Origin of the sequence: Chitinibacter sp. ZOR0017 (genome assembly GCF_000799095.1) — a bacterium.
Taxonomy (GTDB): domain Bacteria; phylum Pseudomonadota; class Gammaproteobacteria; order Burkholderiales; family Chitinibacteraceae; genus Chitinibacter; species Chitinibacter tainanensis.
Window position 1 is genome coordinate 1 of sequence record NZ_JTLG01000028.1, and the last position, 15,245, is coordinate 15,245.

The window sequence follows — 15,245 nt, forward strand, 5'->3', positions numbered from 1 at the left end:
CAGCTACAGCCTCGATGGCGGCAAAACGTGGACAACGTACACCGGCGCGATTGCGCTGAAAGCCGGTACTAATGACATGCTGGTGAAAACGACCACCGCAGTAGATGCAGAGACTGATCCGAATGAGCGTTTCTCTCTTACTGCGAAGCTAACCAGCTTGGGTAAAGACTATAGCGATGTTGGTGAAGCCATCATTCAGGATGTGCCTAAGAACAACTCGGTGATTGCGGTGGATGACTACACATATGCTCGCGTAGGTCAGACTGTTACTTACAACGTGATGGGTAACGATCGTGATTTGGAAAATGATCCGATCAGCATTACCGGCACACCTATCGCAGAAAACGGCACTGTAGTGAAAAATGCAGATGGCACTTTGAGTTTTATTCCGAAGGCCGGCTTTATTGGTGATGCCAAAGTCACCTATACCATCACCGATGGCAAGGGTGGTTTTGATACTGCGGTGTGGTACATCAAAGTGGTGCCAAGCAAAGATGTGATCGGCGGTAGCGATTTGAACGACCAGATTACGGTGATGTATGGCGAAAGCCAAGACGGTAAAACCTTCTATGCCTCCTTGCAGGCTGGGGCGACCGTAAAAGACATGTACGGCAATGAGGTTACTAAACCTACCGCAGCGCTGGTGACTACTGATGGTGTGGATCAAGTCTTCTTTGCCGGGGCCTCAAATGATCATGTGGAAGCCGGTTCTGGTAATGATCTGATCTATATGGGCGATACGCTGCCAAACAGTGCTAACCCTGCCGTCACTCAAGCGACATTGCTGGGATTGACGGTTATGACCACCGATGACGAAAAAGCATTGGTTGATAGTGCTAATGCCAGCTTAACTTCGATCTCTACGCCGACTCAGAATATTGCTGACTACGCAAACGCAGGTTCTGGTGATGATATTGTCTTTGGCGAAAAAGGCACGGACGTACTGTATGGCAACTCGGGCAATGACAAACTGTATGGTGGCGTAGATAACGATGCGCTGCGTGGTGGTGACGGTAATGACTTGCTCGAAGGCGGAGCTGGCCATGACGTACTGCGTGGCGACGCGGGCTCCGATGTGTTCAAGTGGACCTTGGGTGACCAAGGCACTGCAGGTACGCCAGCACGCGACATTATTATGGACTTCAATAATGCGCGCGCCGGCAATGCCGCTGGTGATGTTGATAAGCTGGATCTGCGCGATTTGCTGCAAGGCGAGAACTCGAACAACATTACGCAATACCTGCACTTCGAAAAATCAGGTACCGACACCATCGTGCACATCAGCAGTAAAGGCGAATTCAGCGGCAGTAACTGGGTGGCCAAGGAAGATCAGGTGATTACGCTGCAAGGTGTAGATCTGACTACGGCTGGCAATGATCAGGCCATTATTCAAGATCTGATCAAAACCGGTAAATTGCTGGTGGACTAAGCGGTAGTTAGTCTTAACGTCCAAAACGGCGACCCATGGTCGCCGTTTTTTTATGCTCTTGTGGCTGAGTGTGTTGGCTAGCGAATGTACTGGCGGGTGTTTGGGCTGATCCGCTGGCTGGTGTGTTGGCTGCGCCAAATGCAACAGTGTTTCGAGCTGCGATCAGTTTTATTGGGTTGGCAAAAAGTCGTTCGACTTTTGATCTTCTTGTGGGTATGGCCTTGAAGGCCTTTTATTTATTGGTTTATGTGGCTATACCCTGTGCTGCGATATGATGCATGGCCATGCTATCGGCATGTTTTGAAATGACTTTTTTCTTTCATGCCCCTGCAACCTGAAATATGTCTAGATGTAACTTTCGCTACTTAAGCTGCCCGCTTTTGCCAAGGAGGTGGCTTATGCGGGTCTGGTTATGCTGGTGTGTATTGTGGCTGTGCGGAGTGGTGCACGCCGAAACTTATGTGTATGTGACGAACTCAACCGCGCATACGGTGCAGGTGTCGACCGTACAAAGCGGCGCTGGTAGTTTGGCCAAGGGTAATACCTGGGGCACCGAGGCGCCCGAGATTCCACCCTATGCCACCCGCAAAGTGCTGTGGATGAACCGCAATGTGGGCATCAAAAACGGCAAAACTTATTATTTTGATACCCGCATTCGCGCCGCTGGCAGCGTGGTTACGCTGAAACAAAAACTCACCGGGACTTTTTCTTCCAGCAATTTAAGCCATTCGGCGAGCGACGCGAGCTTTACCGATCCTTGGTATGGCGATCGTGACATTCATACCCGGGCTACGCAATACGCGGGCCTGGCGAGCAAGGTGTCTTACCGGGCAGAATTTACCGGTGGCTACGATGATCTGTATTACACCATCCAGCCGGATAACCAGCCAGAGCGTGCCAGCAAAGATAATGAATTCAAGCTGCTGACCTACAATCTGTGGGCCTTGCCGCCGGTGTCGAGCAATAACTGCGTGCGCTTGGATGAAATTGCCAACAATCTGGCCGGCTTTGATGCGGTGGCGGTACAGGAAGCCTTTGATAACGATTGCCGCGCCGCTTTCCTGAATAAGCTGCGTACGCAATTTCCGTATCAATCGTCTCTGGTGGATATTCCCGACAATATTTATCAGGATGGCGGCACGCTGATTCTGAGCCGCTGGCCGATTTTGCAAGACAAAACCATCGTGTTTGATCAGTGTACCGGCTCGGATTGCTTGGCCAATAAAGGCGCCAATTACGTGCAGGTGCTGAAAAAAGGCCAGATCTATCATCTAACCAATACCCATGCGCCCTCATTTGATAGCGATGAAGCACGGCAGCTGCGCAAATACGCCTTTGGCAAAATTCGTGGCCTGCTCGATGCTCAGAGCGTAGCCAGCCAAGATGTGGTGCTGATCGCCGGGGATATGAACGTCAATAAATACAAATTCCCCGATGATTATGCGCAGATGCTCAGCATTTTGCGCGCGACTGCACCAAGCAGTACCGGCTACAAAAACACCTTTGATGCCGGGGTGAACCTCAATGCGGGCAATGGGCTATCGGGCGGCACGGTGGAGTATCTGGATTATGTGCTGGTCGGTAGCGGCACGCGTCAGCCACTGAGTGCGAGCAACGATGTGCGTATTTTGCGTACTTTGCGCCCCGAGCTGTGGTCGATCCGCGATTTGTCCGATCACTTTCCGGTTGCCGGTTTGTTTAGCTTTTAATCATGCGGCCGAACCGAATTGCGATCATCGCGCTGGCCGCGCTCTGCGGCCTAGCCTGGTATGCGCTAGCGCCACACTCAACCGCGCTTGAGCCCGCGCCGGCGGTGGCGTCAGCCGCCACTGCGCACTCTGCCGCGGCGAGTTTTCCGGCCCGCTGGGGCCGGAGCACTTCGCCAGAGCTGGCTGCGCGGCAAGCTGCGCAATGGCAGGCGGCAGCGGGGCCAGTGCAGCAATGGGCCCAGCAAGGCCAGCTGCAGCGCTGGTGGCAACTGGCGCAGCAAGACTGCGCGCGCGCGGCCGAAACGGACTGCCGGGGTTATTGGCTAGCGCTGCTGGCGGCACAGCCGGCAACACCGGCGCAGCAAGTGTTACTGCAAGCTTTGCAAACGCTACCCAAGCTCAACGAAGCTGAGCCAAAACTGGTGCAATCGCTCAATACGCCGCTGGCCGAGCGGCTGGCTAAACTCAGCCAATTGCGCCAGCAGGTGATGGGGCCCGAGGTGGCCAAGGCGTGGTTTGGGCAAGAAGAAGCGCTGGTGGCGTATAAGGCCGCAGTGAATGATTTTGCCCGCCATGAGGCGAAAACCCTGCGCCAGCCAGCGCGGTTGCAAGCGCTGGAGGCGCTGCGGGTGCAGCATTATGGCGATTATTATGCCGAGCTGAAGGCCGCCGAAACACCGGCGCAACGCTTCGAGCTGGAATACCGGCTGGCCTTGCTCGATCAACCTAGCCCCGAGCAGGCCGCGCAGTTGCGGGAGCAGCTACTCAACCGCTATTTCGAGCCGCTGGCGGCCCGTGAGCGCGACGCGCAGTTCCGCCAGCAAGCCCAGCAGCAACAGCAACGGGCGAATTATCAGCAGGGCTTGCAGGCGCTGGCGCAGCAACGGCAGGCGCAAGGCTGGAGTGAAGAGCGCTATGCGCAAGCTTTAGCGCAATGGCGGGCGCAGGTGTTTGGCCCGGGGGCCTGAGCTTAGCGCGTGGTGGCCGGCCCTAACGGCTGGCCGCTGGGGCCAAACCATTGCCAGCTGAGCGCGGCGCCACGAATCTGCACGCGCAGATAGTTATTTTCAGCATAAAACTGCCGCAGTTGAATATCTTTGTACCCTGTTTGCGCGGGCTCAGGCGGCGAGGTGAGGGCAGAGGTGGTGAGCTCATGCACTACTTCTTGGCCAAACTGGCGGGTGAATTCGGCACTGTGATGGCGATCGCCGCTCATGTAGAGCAGGCGGCTGGCGGGCGGCTGCTGCAACAGTCGTTCGCGCCAGCGCTGCTGCTCGGCCGCCGCATGCGACCAGCCTTCTTCGTCTGGAGCGCCGACCCACCACTGGCTGCCGCCCAGCAACAGGGTATGGGCAACATCGCGTAGCTGTACTTGTTGGTGCAACCAAGCGAGCTGGGCCGCGCCAAAGAGCTGGCGCTGATAGGCCGGTACACTGCGGCCGCGTCGTGCGCTGCGGTTATCGGTGAACAAGAGCCGCACCTGCCCGAGCTGGAGCGCAAAATACGGCGTGGCACTGGGTGGGTTGGCCCACATCAGGGGAAACACCTGCGCGCTCAGTTTTGCGCTGGGGGCGCTGTTGTCGGCGTCGTTCAGGCCAAAATCGTGGTCATCCCAAATGGCATAGTTGGGCATGGCGGTCAGTAATTCGGCCAGCACGGCATGCTGGCGTTGCCGCTGATAGGCGCGGCACATGGCGCCCGCCTGGCTAAGATCATCGGGCGTGAAGTACAGATGGTCGCCCAGCCACAGCATGGCCGGATTGGGTTGCTGACGTGCATCGGCCACGATGCTGGCCAAAATCGGCTCGCGCCCAAACCAGCCCAGTTTTTGCAGGCAAGAGCCGATGTAGAGCGTGTGCTCGCTGGCTGGGGCGGCGGCGGGGAGCTGAAGGCTGCGCGCAGCGCCGAGCGTTTGATCGTTCACTCGCAGTTGCGCAGTCAGTGTTTGGCCGGCGAGCTGGGCCGGCAGCTGAAACAGCGCGCTCGTCCAGCCCTCAAGCATCTGTAGTTGCAGCGGTGCGAGCTGCAGCTGGGCCAGTTGCAACTGCAGTTTTGGATATACACCCGGTATGTATGCCCGTAGCAGCCAATCCCCATTTGCTATTTGACCCAATACCCATTGAGCTTCGGCTGGTGTTTGGCAAGCCGGCAGTAGTGCGTCAGCGGCGAGGCCCGCTAAAAACTGCCGCCGGGGCAAGACTGGGGCAAGGTCTAAACGGGTAGAAGAAGTGGCTGCTTGAGGCATGATCAATCGCTAGGAGCAAGGCTGGCACGGCGGTGCTAGTGGCTAAAGCGGGCGATTGTAATGCTTGGCGATGCGCCGTGCATGCCTAAGCGCAGGTGCACTGGCAGGGTGCTATACACGCTGCTAGTCTGAGTGGTGTCTTGCTGACTCGGATAACCCCATGCCACGCTGCTGGCTACTCTTTCTTTTGCTGGGTTGGTGCGCCACGGTGCCGGCGGCGCCGGCACTGAGCATCACGCTGAGTAATGGTGAATGGCCGCCGTATATGGGTGAAAAGCTGCCTGGGGGCGGGCGCTTAAGCCGGGTGGTGAGTGAGGCATTCGCGAGCGAAAATGTCAGTGTTCGCTATCAATTTATGCCCTGGGTGCGTGCGCTGCATGATGCGCGACAAGGGCGGGTGGCGGGCTCGGTGGGCTGGTTGCTCACCCCTGATCGACAGCGCGATTTTCTGTTTTCCGACCCGCTCTACACCGGCCGCGTGGTAATGTTTTACCGCCGCGATAGCACTGCGCCCTGGTCGCCGTGGCGCCTGATCAAAGGGCGGCGGCTGGGCTTATCACGCGGCTATGATTATGGCGCGGCAGTGTGGCCGGCGCTCACCCAGCCCAGCGCGCAAAATACGCTGGATGAGGCAGTAGATGATCTGACCAATCTGAAAAAACTGGCCGCCGGCTATATTGATGCCTTTCCCTGTGACGAAGCCGTGTGCTGGAATCTGATTCAAACGCATTGGCCGCCGGCGGAGCAAGGCCAATTTGCCACCACCAAAGAGGCGCTGCACGAGTCGCCGATCCATCTGGTGATTAATCGCCAGCATGAACACGCCCAAGAGCTGATCGAGCGCTTTAATCGCGGTTTGCATAAGTTAAAACGTAGCCCGCAATGGGCGCAAATCATGCCCGCTTCACCACGATGATGGACGGACAGTAGCTGGTGTAACCAAGAGAGAAAGAGGCGGTGCTAATTGTGATTGTTGGCCGTTAAAAACCAACAAAAAGACCATCAATGAAGTGGGACTTGCTTGTAAACTGTAGGCTTGCGTTGGAAACAGAAAACCCCGCAAACCTAGGTTTTACGGGGCTTATCGTACTTCTTTGGACACCCCTGGAAAGGGTGATGGTGCGCAACACGAGACTCGAACTCGCACGCCTTGCGGCACAGCGACCTCAACGCTGCGTGTCTACCAATTCCACCAATCGCGCACTAACTAACACTCACAAACGCTAATGAGGTATGCATTTCGTGAGGAACGGAATATTAACGGCTCGGCGGCGCTTTGTCTAGTGCTGTCTGCAAAATCGCGACTTTGCCGTGCCCGACTTGATGCACATTAAAAGGGCGGTCACACTCTTGCTATACAGTGTGTCGCAACCCCATTGGAGAATATGTGATGACAACTTCCGCTCGCTATCGCGTTTATGCACGCGCCAGCACCAAATTGCCAGAATCTTTGCGCAGCAACGATGGCATTCGCCAAGCCCTGTCTGCCGTTGAAGAATATTTCCCGCTGAAACTGACTCTGGAAGATCAGCATTTTGAATTGCTGAAAGCCAGCTCAAAAACCTTTGCCCGTTATATGGTGCCAGGCAGCTTGGTAGATGCGTCATTTCAGTTTGATGCTTTGTGCGAGATTTCGAGCGAGCTATTTAAAGAAGTGCGCGATGTACGTAAAAAAGTAAAAGACATCGTGAGCGATTACGAAGATGAACTGGAAAGCGATCACGTGGGCGCGCTGCAGTATGTGAAAGAATTCCGCTCAGAAATGGGCCCAGCTTTGGCCAAATCGATTGTATTGCGCCGTTTTGCTAACTGCGTTGATGCGGTGTTGTTGGCGCAAATCCAATACTCAGCTGAGAACGTTGAGATCGAGCTGCACATCGAAGAGCAAAAATAAGCTTTTCGCGCTTTAAGTAATAAAAAAGCCCCGCAGTGCGGGGCTTTTTGCTAACTGGCCATAGCGGCCAGTGCCGGGCTTAGCCGATGAAGGCACGTGCATTGCGGAACATCCGCAACCATGCGCCGTCTTCGCTCCAATCGCTTGGATGCCAGCTGTTTTGTACAGTACGGAATACGCGCTCTGGGTGCGGCATCATGATGCTAAAGCGGCCGTCGGCGGTGGTGACGCCGGCGATGCCTTGCGGGCTGCCGTTTGGATTGAGCGGGTATTGCTGGGTTGGCTTACCGTGGCTATCGATGTAGCGCATGGCCACCAGTGCCTGGCCGATATCACCTTGCTGGCTGAAATTGGCAAAGCCTTCACCGTGGCTCACCACCACGGGCATCTGGCTACCGGCCATGCCGTTGAAGAACAGCGATGGCGATTGCGGTACTTCCACCATCACAAAGCGCGCCTCAAACTGCTCGCTCTGATTGCGGGTGAATTTTGGCCAGTGTTCGGCGCCCGGAATAATACCCGACAAGTTCGCCATCATCTGGCAGCCATTACATACACCCAGACCGAAGGTGTCGGTCCGCTGGAAGAAGGCCTCAAACTGCGCCCGCGCGGCGGCATTAAACAGGATCGATTTGGCCCAGCCTTCGCCGGCACCCAGTACGTCACCGTAAGAGAAGCCACCGCAAGCCGCCAGGCCCATAAAGTCGCGCAGCTGGATACGACCACTAATGACGTCACTCATGTGCACGTCGGTAGCAGCAAAGCCCGCACGGGTAAAGGCAGCGGCCATTTCCACGTGACCATTCACCCCTTGCTCGCGCAGGATGGCAACCCGCGGTCTCGCCCCTTTGGCAATGTACGGCGCAGCGATGTCGTCGCTTGGGTTGTAGCTCAGTTTCGCAAATAGGCCTTTGTCGGCTTTGTCGGCGATACGGGCGTATTCGGCATCGGCGCAGGCAGGATTGTCGCGTAGACGCTGGATTTGCCAGCTGGTTTTGCTCCAAGCCTGATGTAGACTGATGCGTGATTCATCCAGCAGCAGACGATTGCGCTTTTTGATTTTCAGCTTGTCGTCAGAATTGGTGGTACCAATTACATGTAGCTCGCCAGCTAGTTGCGCCTTCATAAACGCGGCAATGACCGCTGCAGTGTCGCTACGGCGTACTTGCAGTACCGCACCCAGCTCTTCATTAAACAGCACGCCCATCACGCGGCCGTTTTCGGCGCGCGCCACGTCTTCCGGTGTGATTTCGTGTTGCTGACGCTGACGCACGCGGCGGTCAATACACAGCTCGTCGATTTCCAGCGTTACGCCGCAATGCGAGGCAAACATCATCTCGGTCACAGCGGCAATCAGGCCGCCATCAGAGCGGTCGTGGTAAGCCAAGATTTTGCCGTCTTGATTCAGCTGCTGTACGGTGGCAAAGAATGATTTCAGGTGCTCGACGCTCACCACGTCTGGCGCCCAGTTACCCAGCTGATTGTGCACTTGTGCTAGTGCCGAGCCACCTAGGCGGCATTTGCCGGTGCCCAGATCGATCAACAGCAGGTCGGTGTCGTGCTCGGTAGAGAGCTGAGGGGTCAGCGTTTTGGTTACGTCCGTTACTGGCGCAAAGCCGGAAATGATCAGTGACAATGGCGCCACCACGGCTTTCTTGTCGCCGTTTTCTTCCCATACGGTTTTCATCGACAGCGAGTCTTTGCCCACTGGAATCGATACGCCGAGCTGGCGACATAAATCTAGGCCCACGGCCTTCACGGTGTCGTACAGATTGGCGTCTTCACCTGGGTGGCCCGCTGGGGCCATCCAGTTGGCAGAAAGCTTCACATCGCCCAGTTTGGCGATCGGCGCGGCAACCAGATTGGTCAGTGCTTCACCCACGGCCATCCGGCCAGAAGCTGCGGCGTTGATCAGTGCCAGCGGGGTGCGCTCACCCATGGCCATCGCTTCACCTTGCAGGGTGTTGTAGCCCATCGTGGTGACCGCTACGTCGGCCACAGGCACTTGCCATGGGCCTACCATCTGATCGCGAGCGGTAAAGCCGCCCACGGTACGATCGCCGATATTGATCAGGAATGATTTATCTGCCACCGATGGCAGTTGCAGTACTTTGTACAGCGACTCTTTCAGATCCAGCGCCGATGAATCGAATACTTTGAGCTCGGGTTTAACCCGCGTTACATCGCGCGTCATTTTGGGTGGCTTGCCCAGCAGCACGTCCATCGGCATATCGACTGGCTTGTTGCCGAAATGCGGGTCTTCTACCGTCAGGTGGCGCTCGGTGGTGGTATGGCCAATCACCGCAAACGGGCAACGCTCGCGCTCACAGATCGCCTCAAAGGTCAGCAAATCGCTTGGGTGAATGCCGAGCACGTAGCGCTCTTGCGATTCGTTCGACCAGATCTCTTTCGGCGCCATGCCGTGTTCTTCGATGTTCACTTTACGCAAGTTAAACACCGCACCCATGCCCGCGTCGTTCACGAGTTCCGGGAAGGCATTGGAAATGCCGCCCGCGCCCACGTCGTGAATCGATTGGATTGGGTTTTTGTCGCCCAGCTGCCAGCAGCGGTCGATCACTTCCTGACAGCGACGTTCCATTTCCGGGTTGCCGCGCTGCACCGAGTCAAAATCGAGGTCCGCCGCGTTCGCGCCGGTATCCATAGACGATGCAGCGCCGCCGCCCATCCCGATCAACATGCCCGGGCCACCAAGCTGGATCAGCAACGAGCCATCAGGCAGGCCGTTCTTGGTGACGTGGGCGTCGTTGATATTGCCCAAGCCACCGGCGATCATGATTGGCTTGTGGTAGCCACGGCGCTCGCCATTTACGTCCAGCTCGAACGTACGGAAGTAACCGGCCAGGTTCGGGCGACCAAATTCATTATTAAATGCCGCGGCGCCAATTGGGCCTTCGATCATGATGTCGAGTGCCGAAGCGATGCGATCTGGCTTGCCGTAAGCCGGGTCTTCCCAGTCTTGCACGTAGCCAGGGATATTCAGATTCGAAACCGTGAAGCCACACAAGCCCGCTTTCGGTTTCGAGCCACGACCGGTGGCGCCTTCGTCACGAATCTCACCGCCCGAGCCGGTGGCCGCGCCGGGGAACGGAGAAATCGCCGTTGGGTGATTGTGCGTTTCCACTTTCATCAGAATGTGGGTTTTTTGCGTTTCAAAGCCGTATTCCGCGCCGTTGCTGGCAGGGAAGAAACGCTCGATTTGCGCGCCTTCGATGACGGATGAGTTGTCTGAGTAGGCAACTACCGTGCCTTCTGGCGAGGCTTTGTGCGTTTCGCGAATCATGCCAAACAAGCTGTAATCTTGTGCTTGACCGTCGATGATGAAGTTCGCATTAAAAATCTTGTGACGGCAATGCTCAGAGTTGGCCTGCGCAAACATCGTCAATTCAACGTCGCTGGGGTTGCGGCCCAGCTTGGTGAAATTGGCCACCAAATATTCGATTTCGTCGTCCGACAGGGCCAGGCCGTATTCGCCATTGGCGCGCTCCAGCGCGGCGCGACCACCGCCGAGGATATCCACGGTTTCCAGTGGTTTGGGCTCAAAGTGGCGGAAGAGCTCGTTGCCGGCTTCCAGACCGCGGAAAACCTGCTCGGTCATCCGGTCGTGAATCAGTGGCAGCAACAGATTTTGTTCGGCGGTTGACAGCGGCTGGCCATCGGCCTTGCTGGCGTACAGCGCCATGCCGCGCTCGATGCGGGCGATTTTGCCATCCAGTCCGCAGTGCAGCGCGATGTCGGTGGCTTTGGAAGACCATGGCGAAATAGTGCCCAAGCGGGGCAATACCAACAGCGGGGTGCCGCTAGCCAGCTCGGCCGCCGCCGGCTCGCCGTAGCTCAGAATGCGCGCCAGTACCGCGTGTTCTTCGTGGCTTAGTTCGGCAGTCAGTTCGGCAAAGTGCCAGTATTCGGCATACAGGTTGACGCTCAGCCCTTGCGCGGCCAGCGCTGAGGTGAGTTTTTCAATCCGGAACGGTGACAGCGCGGTACCGCCGCGTAGTTGGAGCACATTGGCCATGTCTTGTTAACCCAGAAATGTGGCAAAAAGTACGTAATGATACCGAAAATTGCCTTGATTTAGGGGAAAGAAAACATCTGCTTAGCCGCAAAACCACTGGCTTGCAAGGCGCGTCATGCTACTGGCAGACCCTTGCAGGGGCGTCTGTGGGGCGGTGGGGCGTTGCCGAAAGCTCTGGCAAAAGTCGATTTTTAGGGTATTGCTCTGCGAGGTTTGAATTATTTTGCTTGGATGGCAATACCCCTGGTGGGTTTGCCAAGGCGGCTGTGCTGGCGAAAATCGCTTGGGGTTTGACCGGTATGCGCTTGGAAATGCCGGTAAAACAGACTGCTGCACGGATAGCCACTTTGCGCCGCAACCCAGGCCACACCGCGCTCACTGCTCACCAGAAGCTGGCAGGCGTGGGCAATGCGCAGCCGGCTCAGTTCGTGACTGAAGCTCGATTGCAATTGCTGGCTAAAAAGGCGTTTGAGCGTCGTTACGCTGCAGGCCGCAGCGGTGGCCACCTCATCCAGCGTCAGTGGGGTATGAAAATGTGCCTGCATATGTGCCATCGCCCGCTCCAGCCGGCGATCAGGGGTGGCCGCGGTGGCTTCACCGGCAATAAAGCGGGCGGCACTGTCGTGCTGCAGCGCCGCCAGAATATCCAGCAAGGTCGTCAGTCGCTGCAGGCCTTGTAGTTCATGCATATGCGCCAGCTGGCGAGCCAGGCTTTGCGCGCAGCTGGGGCTAAACACCACGCCTTGGCGAATGCTGGCCAGCCATTGGCACAGCGGGCGGATCTCGGGCAGGCCATGTTCGGCCAGCGCGACTAGCCAATCGAGGCGAAATAAGACGACTTGCAGCTCGATATCGCGGGCATCCACCCGTGGGCCGGCTTGCCAGCTGTGCGGCTGGTTGGGCGCTACCAGCGCCAGATCACATTGCTGAAACTGCGCGCGATCACTGCCAATTTGCCGCAGCCCTTGCGCGCCCAGGGTGAGGGTGAGCTCAAATTCAGGGTGAAAATGCAGATTAAACGGAATCTCAGCGGCCACATGATGATTCAGCCGCCATGCGTGGCCTTGCGAGTTGCCGATCCATTCCCGTATCAACATGCTTGTTTCCCCTTTTGAGCTGATTGTAGGGTGAATTGGGCTGATAGTGGAATAGCCGCGCCACCTGCGGTCTATAAATACGCTCAAGCAGCGCTGGCGCAGCATTCGGGCGACAGCGGCTGACCTTGGCTTGGCAGAGCACGCATCGCGCTTCTACACTGTCTGGGTGCAGGGTCAACCCACTATTTCATCCTGAGGGAGAATACATAATGAATAAGCCAGCTGGTGCGCACCTCCATTTAGCCTGGGCATGTAAAACCAATGCCCACAACGGTGATAATTTTCTCGCCGCGCTCACGCTGACCAATCTGTCAGATCAAGTGCTGCCAGCCTCAGGCTGGGCGTTGTACTTCAACACTTGCCGCAAAATCAAACCCGAAACTGTCACTGGTAACGTGCTGGTGACGCACATCAACGGCGATTTCTGGAGCTTGGCGCCGGCAGCAGGTTTCGCGCCGCTACAGCCGGGCGAATCTCGCACTTTTGATTATGAAGGCCTGTTCTGGGTGATTAGCGAAACCGATGCGCCGCTCGGTTTCTACATTGTGTACGACCCCAATACCCCACAAGCGCAAATGCAAGTGATTGGCGACCCGCATATCGCCCCATTTGCCACCGAAGGCCAGCGCAATCGCAATGACAGCGATGAAGTTGCCCTTGCCAGCGCCGGCAAAACCTTTGCCGATAACGCCGGCCTGAGCCTGTTGCCGGCCGAAGCAGTGAGCAAAATTACCCCGACGCCGCTGCAATTTACCGCCGGTGCCGGGCAATTTGTGATCAATGCCAGCACCTTTATCGTGCATGGTGCAGAGCTGGCGAATGAAGCTGCCTTATTGCAGGCGGCGATTAAAGATGTCAGCGGGCAAACGCTGCAACGCGCAGCCTTCAAGCCGGCTGGCGCGGCCGCGATTGAGCTGAAAATCGCCCCTGTGACAGTGAAAGATACGCTGGCTCCAGGCGAAGCCTATCAGCTGCAAGTGAGCGCAGAGGGCATCGTGCTTACCGGCGCCAGCGCTGCGGGCGTGTGCAATGCCATTCAATCGCTGCGTCAATTGCTGCCAGTTGCTGCATATCTGAACCCGCAAGCCGAGCTGGCCGTGGCCGCCTGCCAAGTGCAAGACGCGCCGCGCTTTGCCTATCGTGGTTTGCACCTGGATGTGGGTCGTAACTTCACCAGCAAAGAAACAGTGCTGCGTCTGCTGGACTGCATGGCGCTGTATAAACTCAACCAATTCCACTTCCACCTCACCGACGATGAAGGTTGGCGCCTGGAAATCCCTAGCCTGCCGGAGCTGACCGAGATTGGTAGCTTGCGCGGTTACACCGCGGACGAAACCGATAACCTCGTGCCATGCTTTGGCTCGGGCGGCGACGTAGCGGGTAAAGCCGGTAGTGGTCATTACAGCAAAGCCGATTTCATTGAAATCCTGAAATACGCCACCGCGCGCCACATCGAAGTGGTGCCCGAAATCGACGTGCCAGGCCATGCCCGCGCTGCGATCAAAGCCATGAATGTGCGCTACACGCGTCTGATGGCCGAAGGCCGCGAAGCGGAAGCCAAGCAATACCTGCTGTGCGACTTTAACGATGCTTCGGTGTATGAGTCCGTGCAACTGTGGCACGACAATGTGATCTGCATTGCGCTTGAGTCGTGCTACAACTTCATCGAAACCGTGCTGCACGATGTGAAAGCCATGTTTGAAGAAGCTGGCGCGCCATTCACCACCATGCACACCGGCGGCGATGAAGTGCCTAATGGCGCGTGGGAAAAATCACCGATTTGCCAGGCCTTTATGCAAGAAAAAGGCATGACCAAAATCGTTGAGCTGCAAAATTACTTCCTCGCCCGTTACCGCGATCTGCTGAAGAAATATGGCCTGGTGTTTGGCGGCTGGGAAGAAATTGCGCTGGTGAAAAAAGAAGTCAACGGCGAGCATACCCACGGCCCGAACCCTGAGTTTGTGAACGCCAATTTCCGGCCGTATGTGTGGAATAACGTATGGGGCTGGGGCCAGGAAGACTTCGCTTACCAATTGGCCAACGCCGGCTACAAAACGGTGTTGTCGAACGTCACCAACCTCTACTTCGATCTGGCCTATGCCAAAGATCCGCTAGAGCCGGGTTACTACTGGGGCGGCTTTATCGAAACCCGTGGCGCGTATGAATTTGTGCCGCTGGATATTTTCACCACGGCCACCGTCAATCTGTTTGGCAAGCCGCTGGATAAAGACAATATCGCCAGCAAAGTCCGCCTGACACCAGAAGGGATTAAGAACATCATCGGTATTCAAGGCCAGCTGTGGGCTGAAAATATCCGTGATCGTTCGCGGCTGGAATATCTGGCCATGCCACGGATTATCGCGCTGGCCGAACGCGCATGGGCGAAAGACCCGGCCTGGACTTCAATCGCCGATGTGGCCGCGCGCCAAGCCAAAATGGACGCAGACTGGAACGAGTTTGCCAACCGTTTGGGCCAGCGTGAGCTGCCACGTCTGGATGGCTTCCCGCGCGGGGAAAGCTTTGGTGGCTACGGCTATCGCATCCCATTGCCAGGCGTGAAAGTGGAAGCCGGCCAGCTGTATGCCAATGTGGCGGCGCCAGGCTTGGCGATTCGCTACACCACCGATGGCTCAGACCCAACTCCGGCGTCGGCGCTGTACACCGGCCCAGTAGCGGCCACGGCGACAATGAAAGTAGCGGTGTTTAGCAGCAGCAACCGTCGCAGCCGCGTGGTTAGCGTGTAATTAACTGCGGCAGCAATAAAAAGCCCCGCTATGGCGGGGCTTTTTTTGGACCTGAGCGAGCGAGATTACGCCAGCCGACGGTAGCCCGGTAGAG

Annotated in this window: 9 protein-coding genes and 1 tRNA gene; 6 read left to right on the forward strand and 4 right to left on the reverse strand. The window is 56.8% G+C overall.

The window, feature by feature from the left end; translation table 11 throughout:
- The 3 genes from L991_RS09980 to L991_RS16555 all read left to right on the forward strand — a co-directional run.
- Nucleotides 1-1,429: type I secretion C-terminal target domain-containing protein (locus L991_RS09980; RefSeq protein ID WP_047394833.1), on the forward strand; the 1,429-nt coding region annotated here is incomplete at its 5' end.
- A 398-nt stretch (nt 1,430-1,827) separates the two neighbouring features.
- Nucleotides 1,828-3,138 carry a sphingomyelin phosphodiesterase gene (locus tag L991_RS09985; RefSeq protein ID WP_052190798.1) on the forward strand — a complete coding sequence of 437 codons (1,311 nt, stop codon included), beginning with the start codon at nt 1,828-1,830 and terminating at the stop codon, nt 3,136-3,138.
- A 2-nt stretch (nt 3,139-3,140) separates the two neighbouring features.
- A complete protein-coding gene (locus tag L991_RS16555; protein ID WP_052190799.1) occupies nt 3,141-4,106 on the forward strand; it encodes a lipase secretion chaperone in 966 nt (321 codons plus the stop codon).
- A 2-nt stretch (nt 4,107-4,108) separates the two neighbouring features.
- On the opposite strand, the gene L991_RS10000 is transcribed toward L991_RS16555, so the two are convergent.
- Nucleotides 4,109-5,383 (reverse strand): hypothetical protein, encoded by a 1,275-nt coding sequence (locus tag L991_RS10000; RefSeq protein ID WP_156129043.1) that lies wholly within the window; start codon nt 5,381-5,383, stop codon nt 4,109-4,111.
- 160 nt (nt 5,384-5,543) lie between these two features.
- On the opposite strand from L991_RS10000, the gene L991_RS10005 reads away from it, so the two are divergent.
- On the forward strand, nt 5,544-6,299 hold the full coding sequence (locus L991_RS10005; RefSeq protein ID WP_047394846.1) for an ABC transporter substrate-binding protein: 756 nt from the start codon (nt 5,544-5,546) through the stop codon (nt 6,297-6,299).
- 201 nt (nt 6,300-6,500) lie between these two features.
- On the opposite strand, the gene L991_RS10010 is transcribed toward L991_RS10005, so the two are convergent.
- Nucleotides 6,501-6,585: transfer RNA gene (locus tag L991_RS10010), tRNA-Leu, on the reverse strand.
- 188 nt (nt 6,586-6,773) lie between these two features.
- On the opposite strand from L991_RS10010, the gene L991_RS10015 reads away from it, so the two are divergent.
- On the forward strand, nt 6,774-7,277 hold the full coding sequence (locus L991_RS10015) for a hypothetical protein (protein ID WP_028448473.1): 504 nt from the start codon (nt 6,774-6,776) through the stop codon (nt 7,275-7,277).
- 79 nt (nt 7,278-7,356) lie between these two features.
- Here L991_RS10015 and purL read toward each other — a convergent pair whose 3' ends face one another.
- Together purL and L991_RS10025 are read right to left on the reverse strand one after the other, a co-directional pair.
- Nucleotides 7,357-11,310, reverse strand: coding sequence for a phosphoribosylformylglycinamidine synthase (purL, locus tag L991_RS10020; RefSeq protein ID WP_047394849.1), 3,954 nt, complete (start codon nt 11,308-11,310; stop codon nt 7,357-7,359).
- A gap of 218 nt (nt 11,311-11,528) precedes the next feature.
- A complete protein-coding gene (locus L991_RS10025; RefSeq protein ID WP_052190800.1) occupies nt 11,529-12,407 on the reverse strand; it encodes an AraC family transcriptional regulator in 879 nt (292 codons plus the stop codon).
- Nucleotides 12,408-12,616: 209 nt separating this feature from the next.
- On the opposite strand from L991_RS10025, the gene L991_RS10030 reads away from it, so the two are divergent.
- Complete coding sequence (locus L991_RS10030) at nt 12,617-15,151, forward strand: family 20 glycosylhydrolase (protein ID WP_047394852.1); 2,535 nt, start codon at nt 12,617-12,619, stop codon at nt 15,149-15,151.
- The last annotated feature ends 94 nt before the right edge of the window (nt 15,152-15,245 follow it).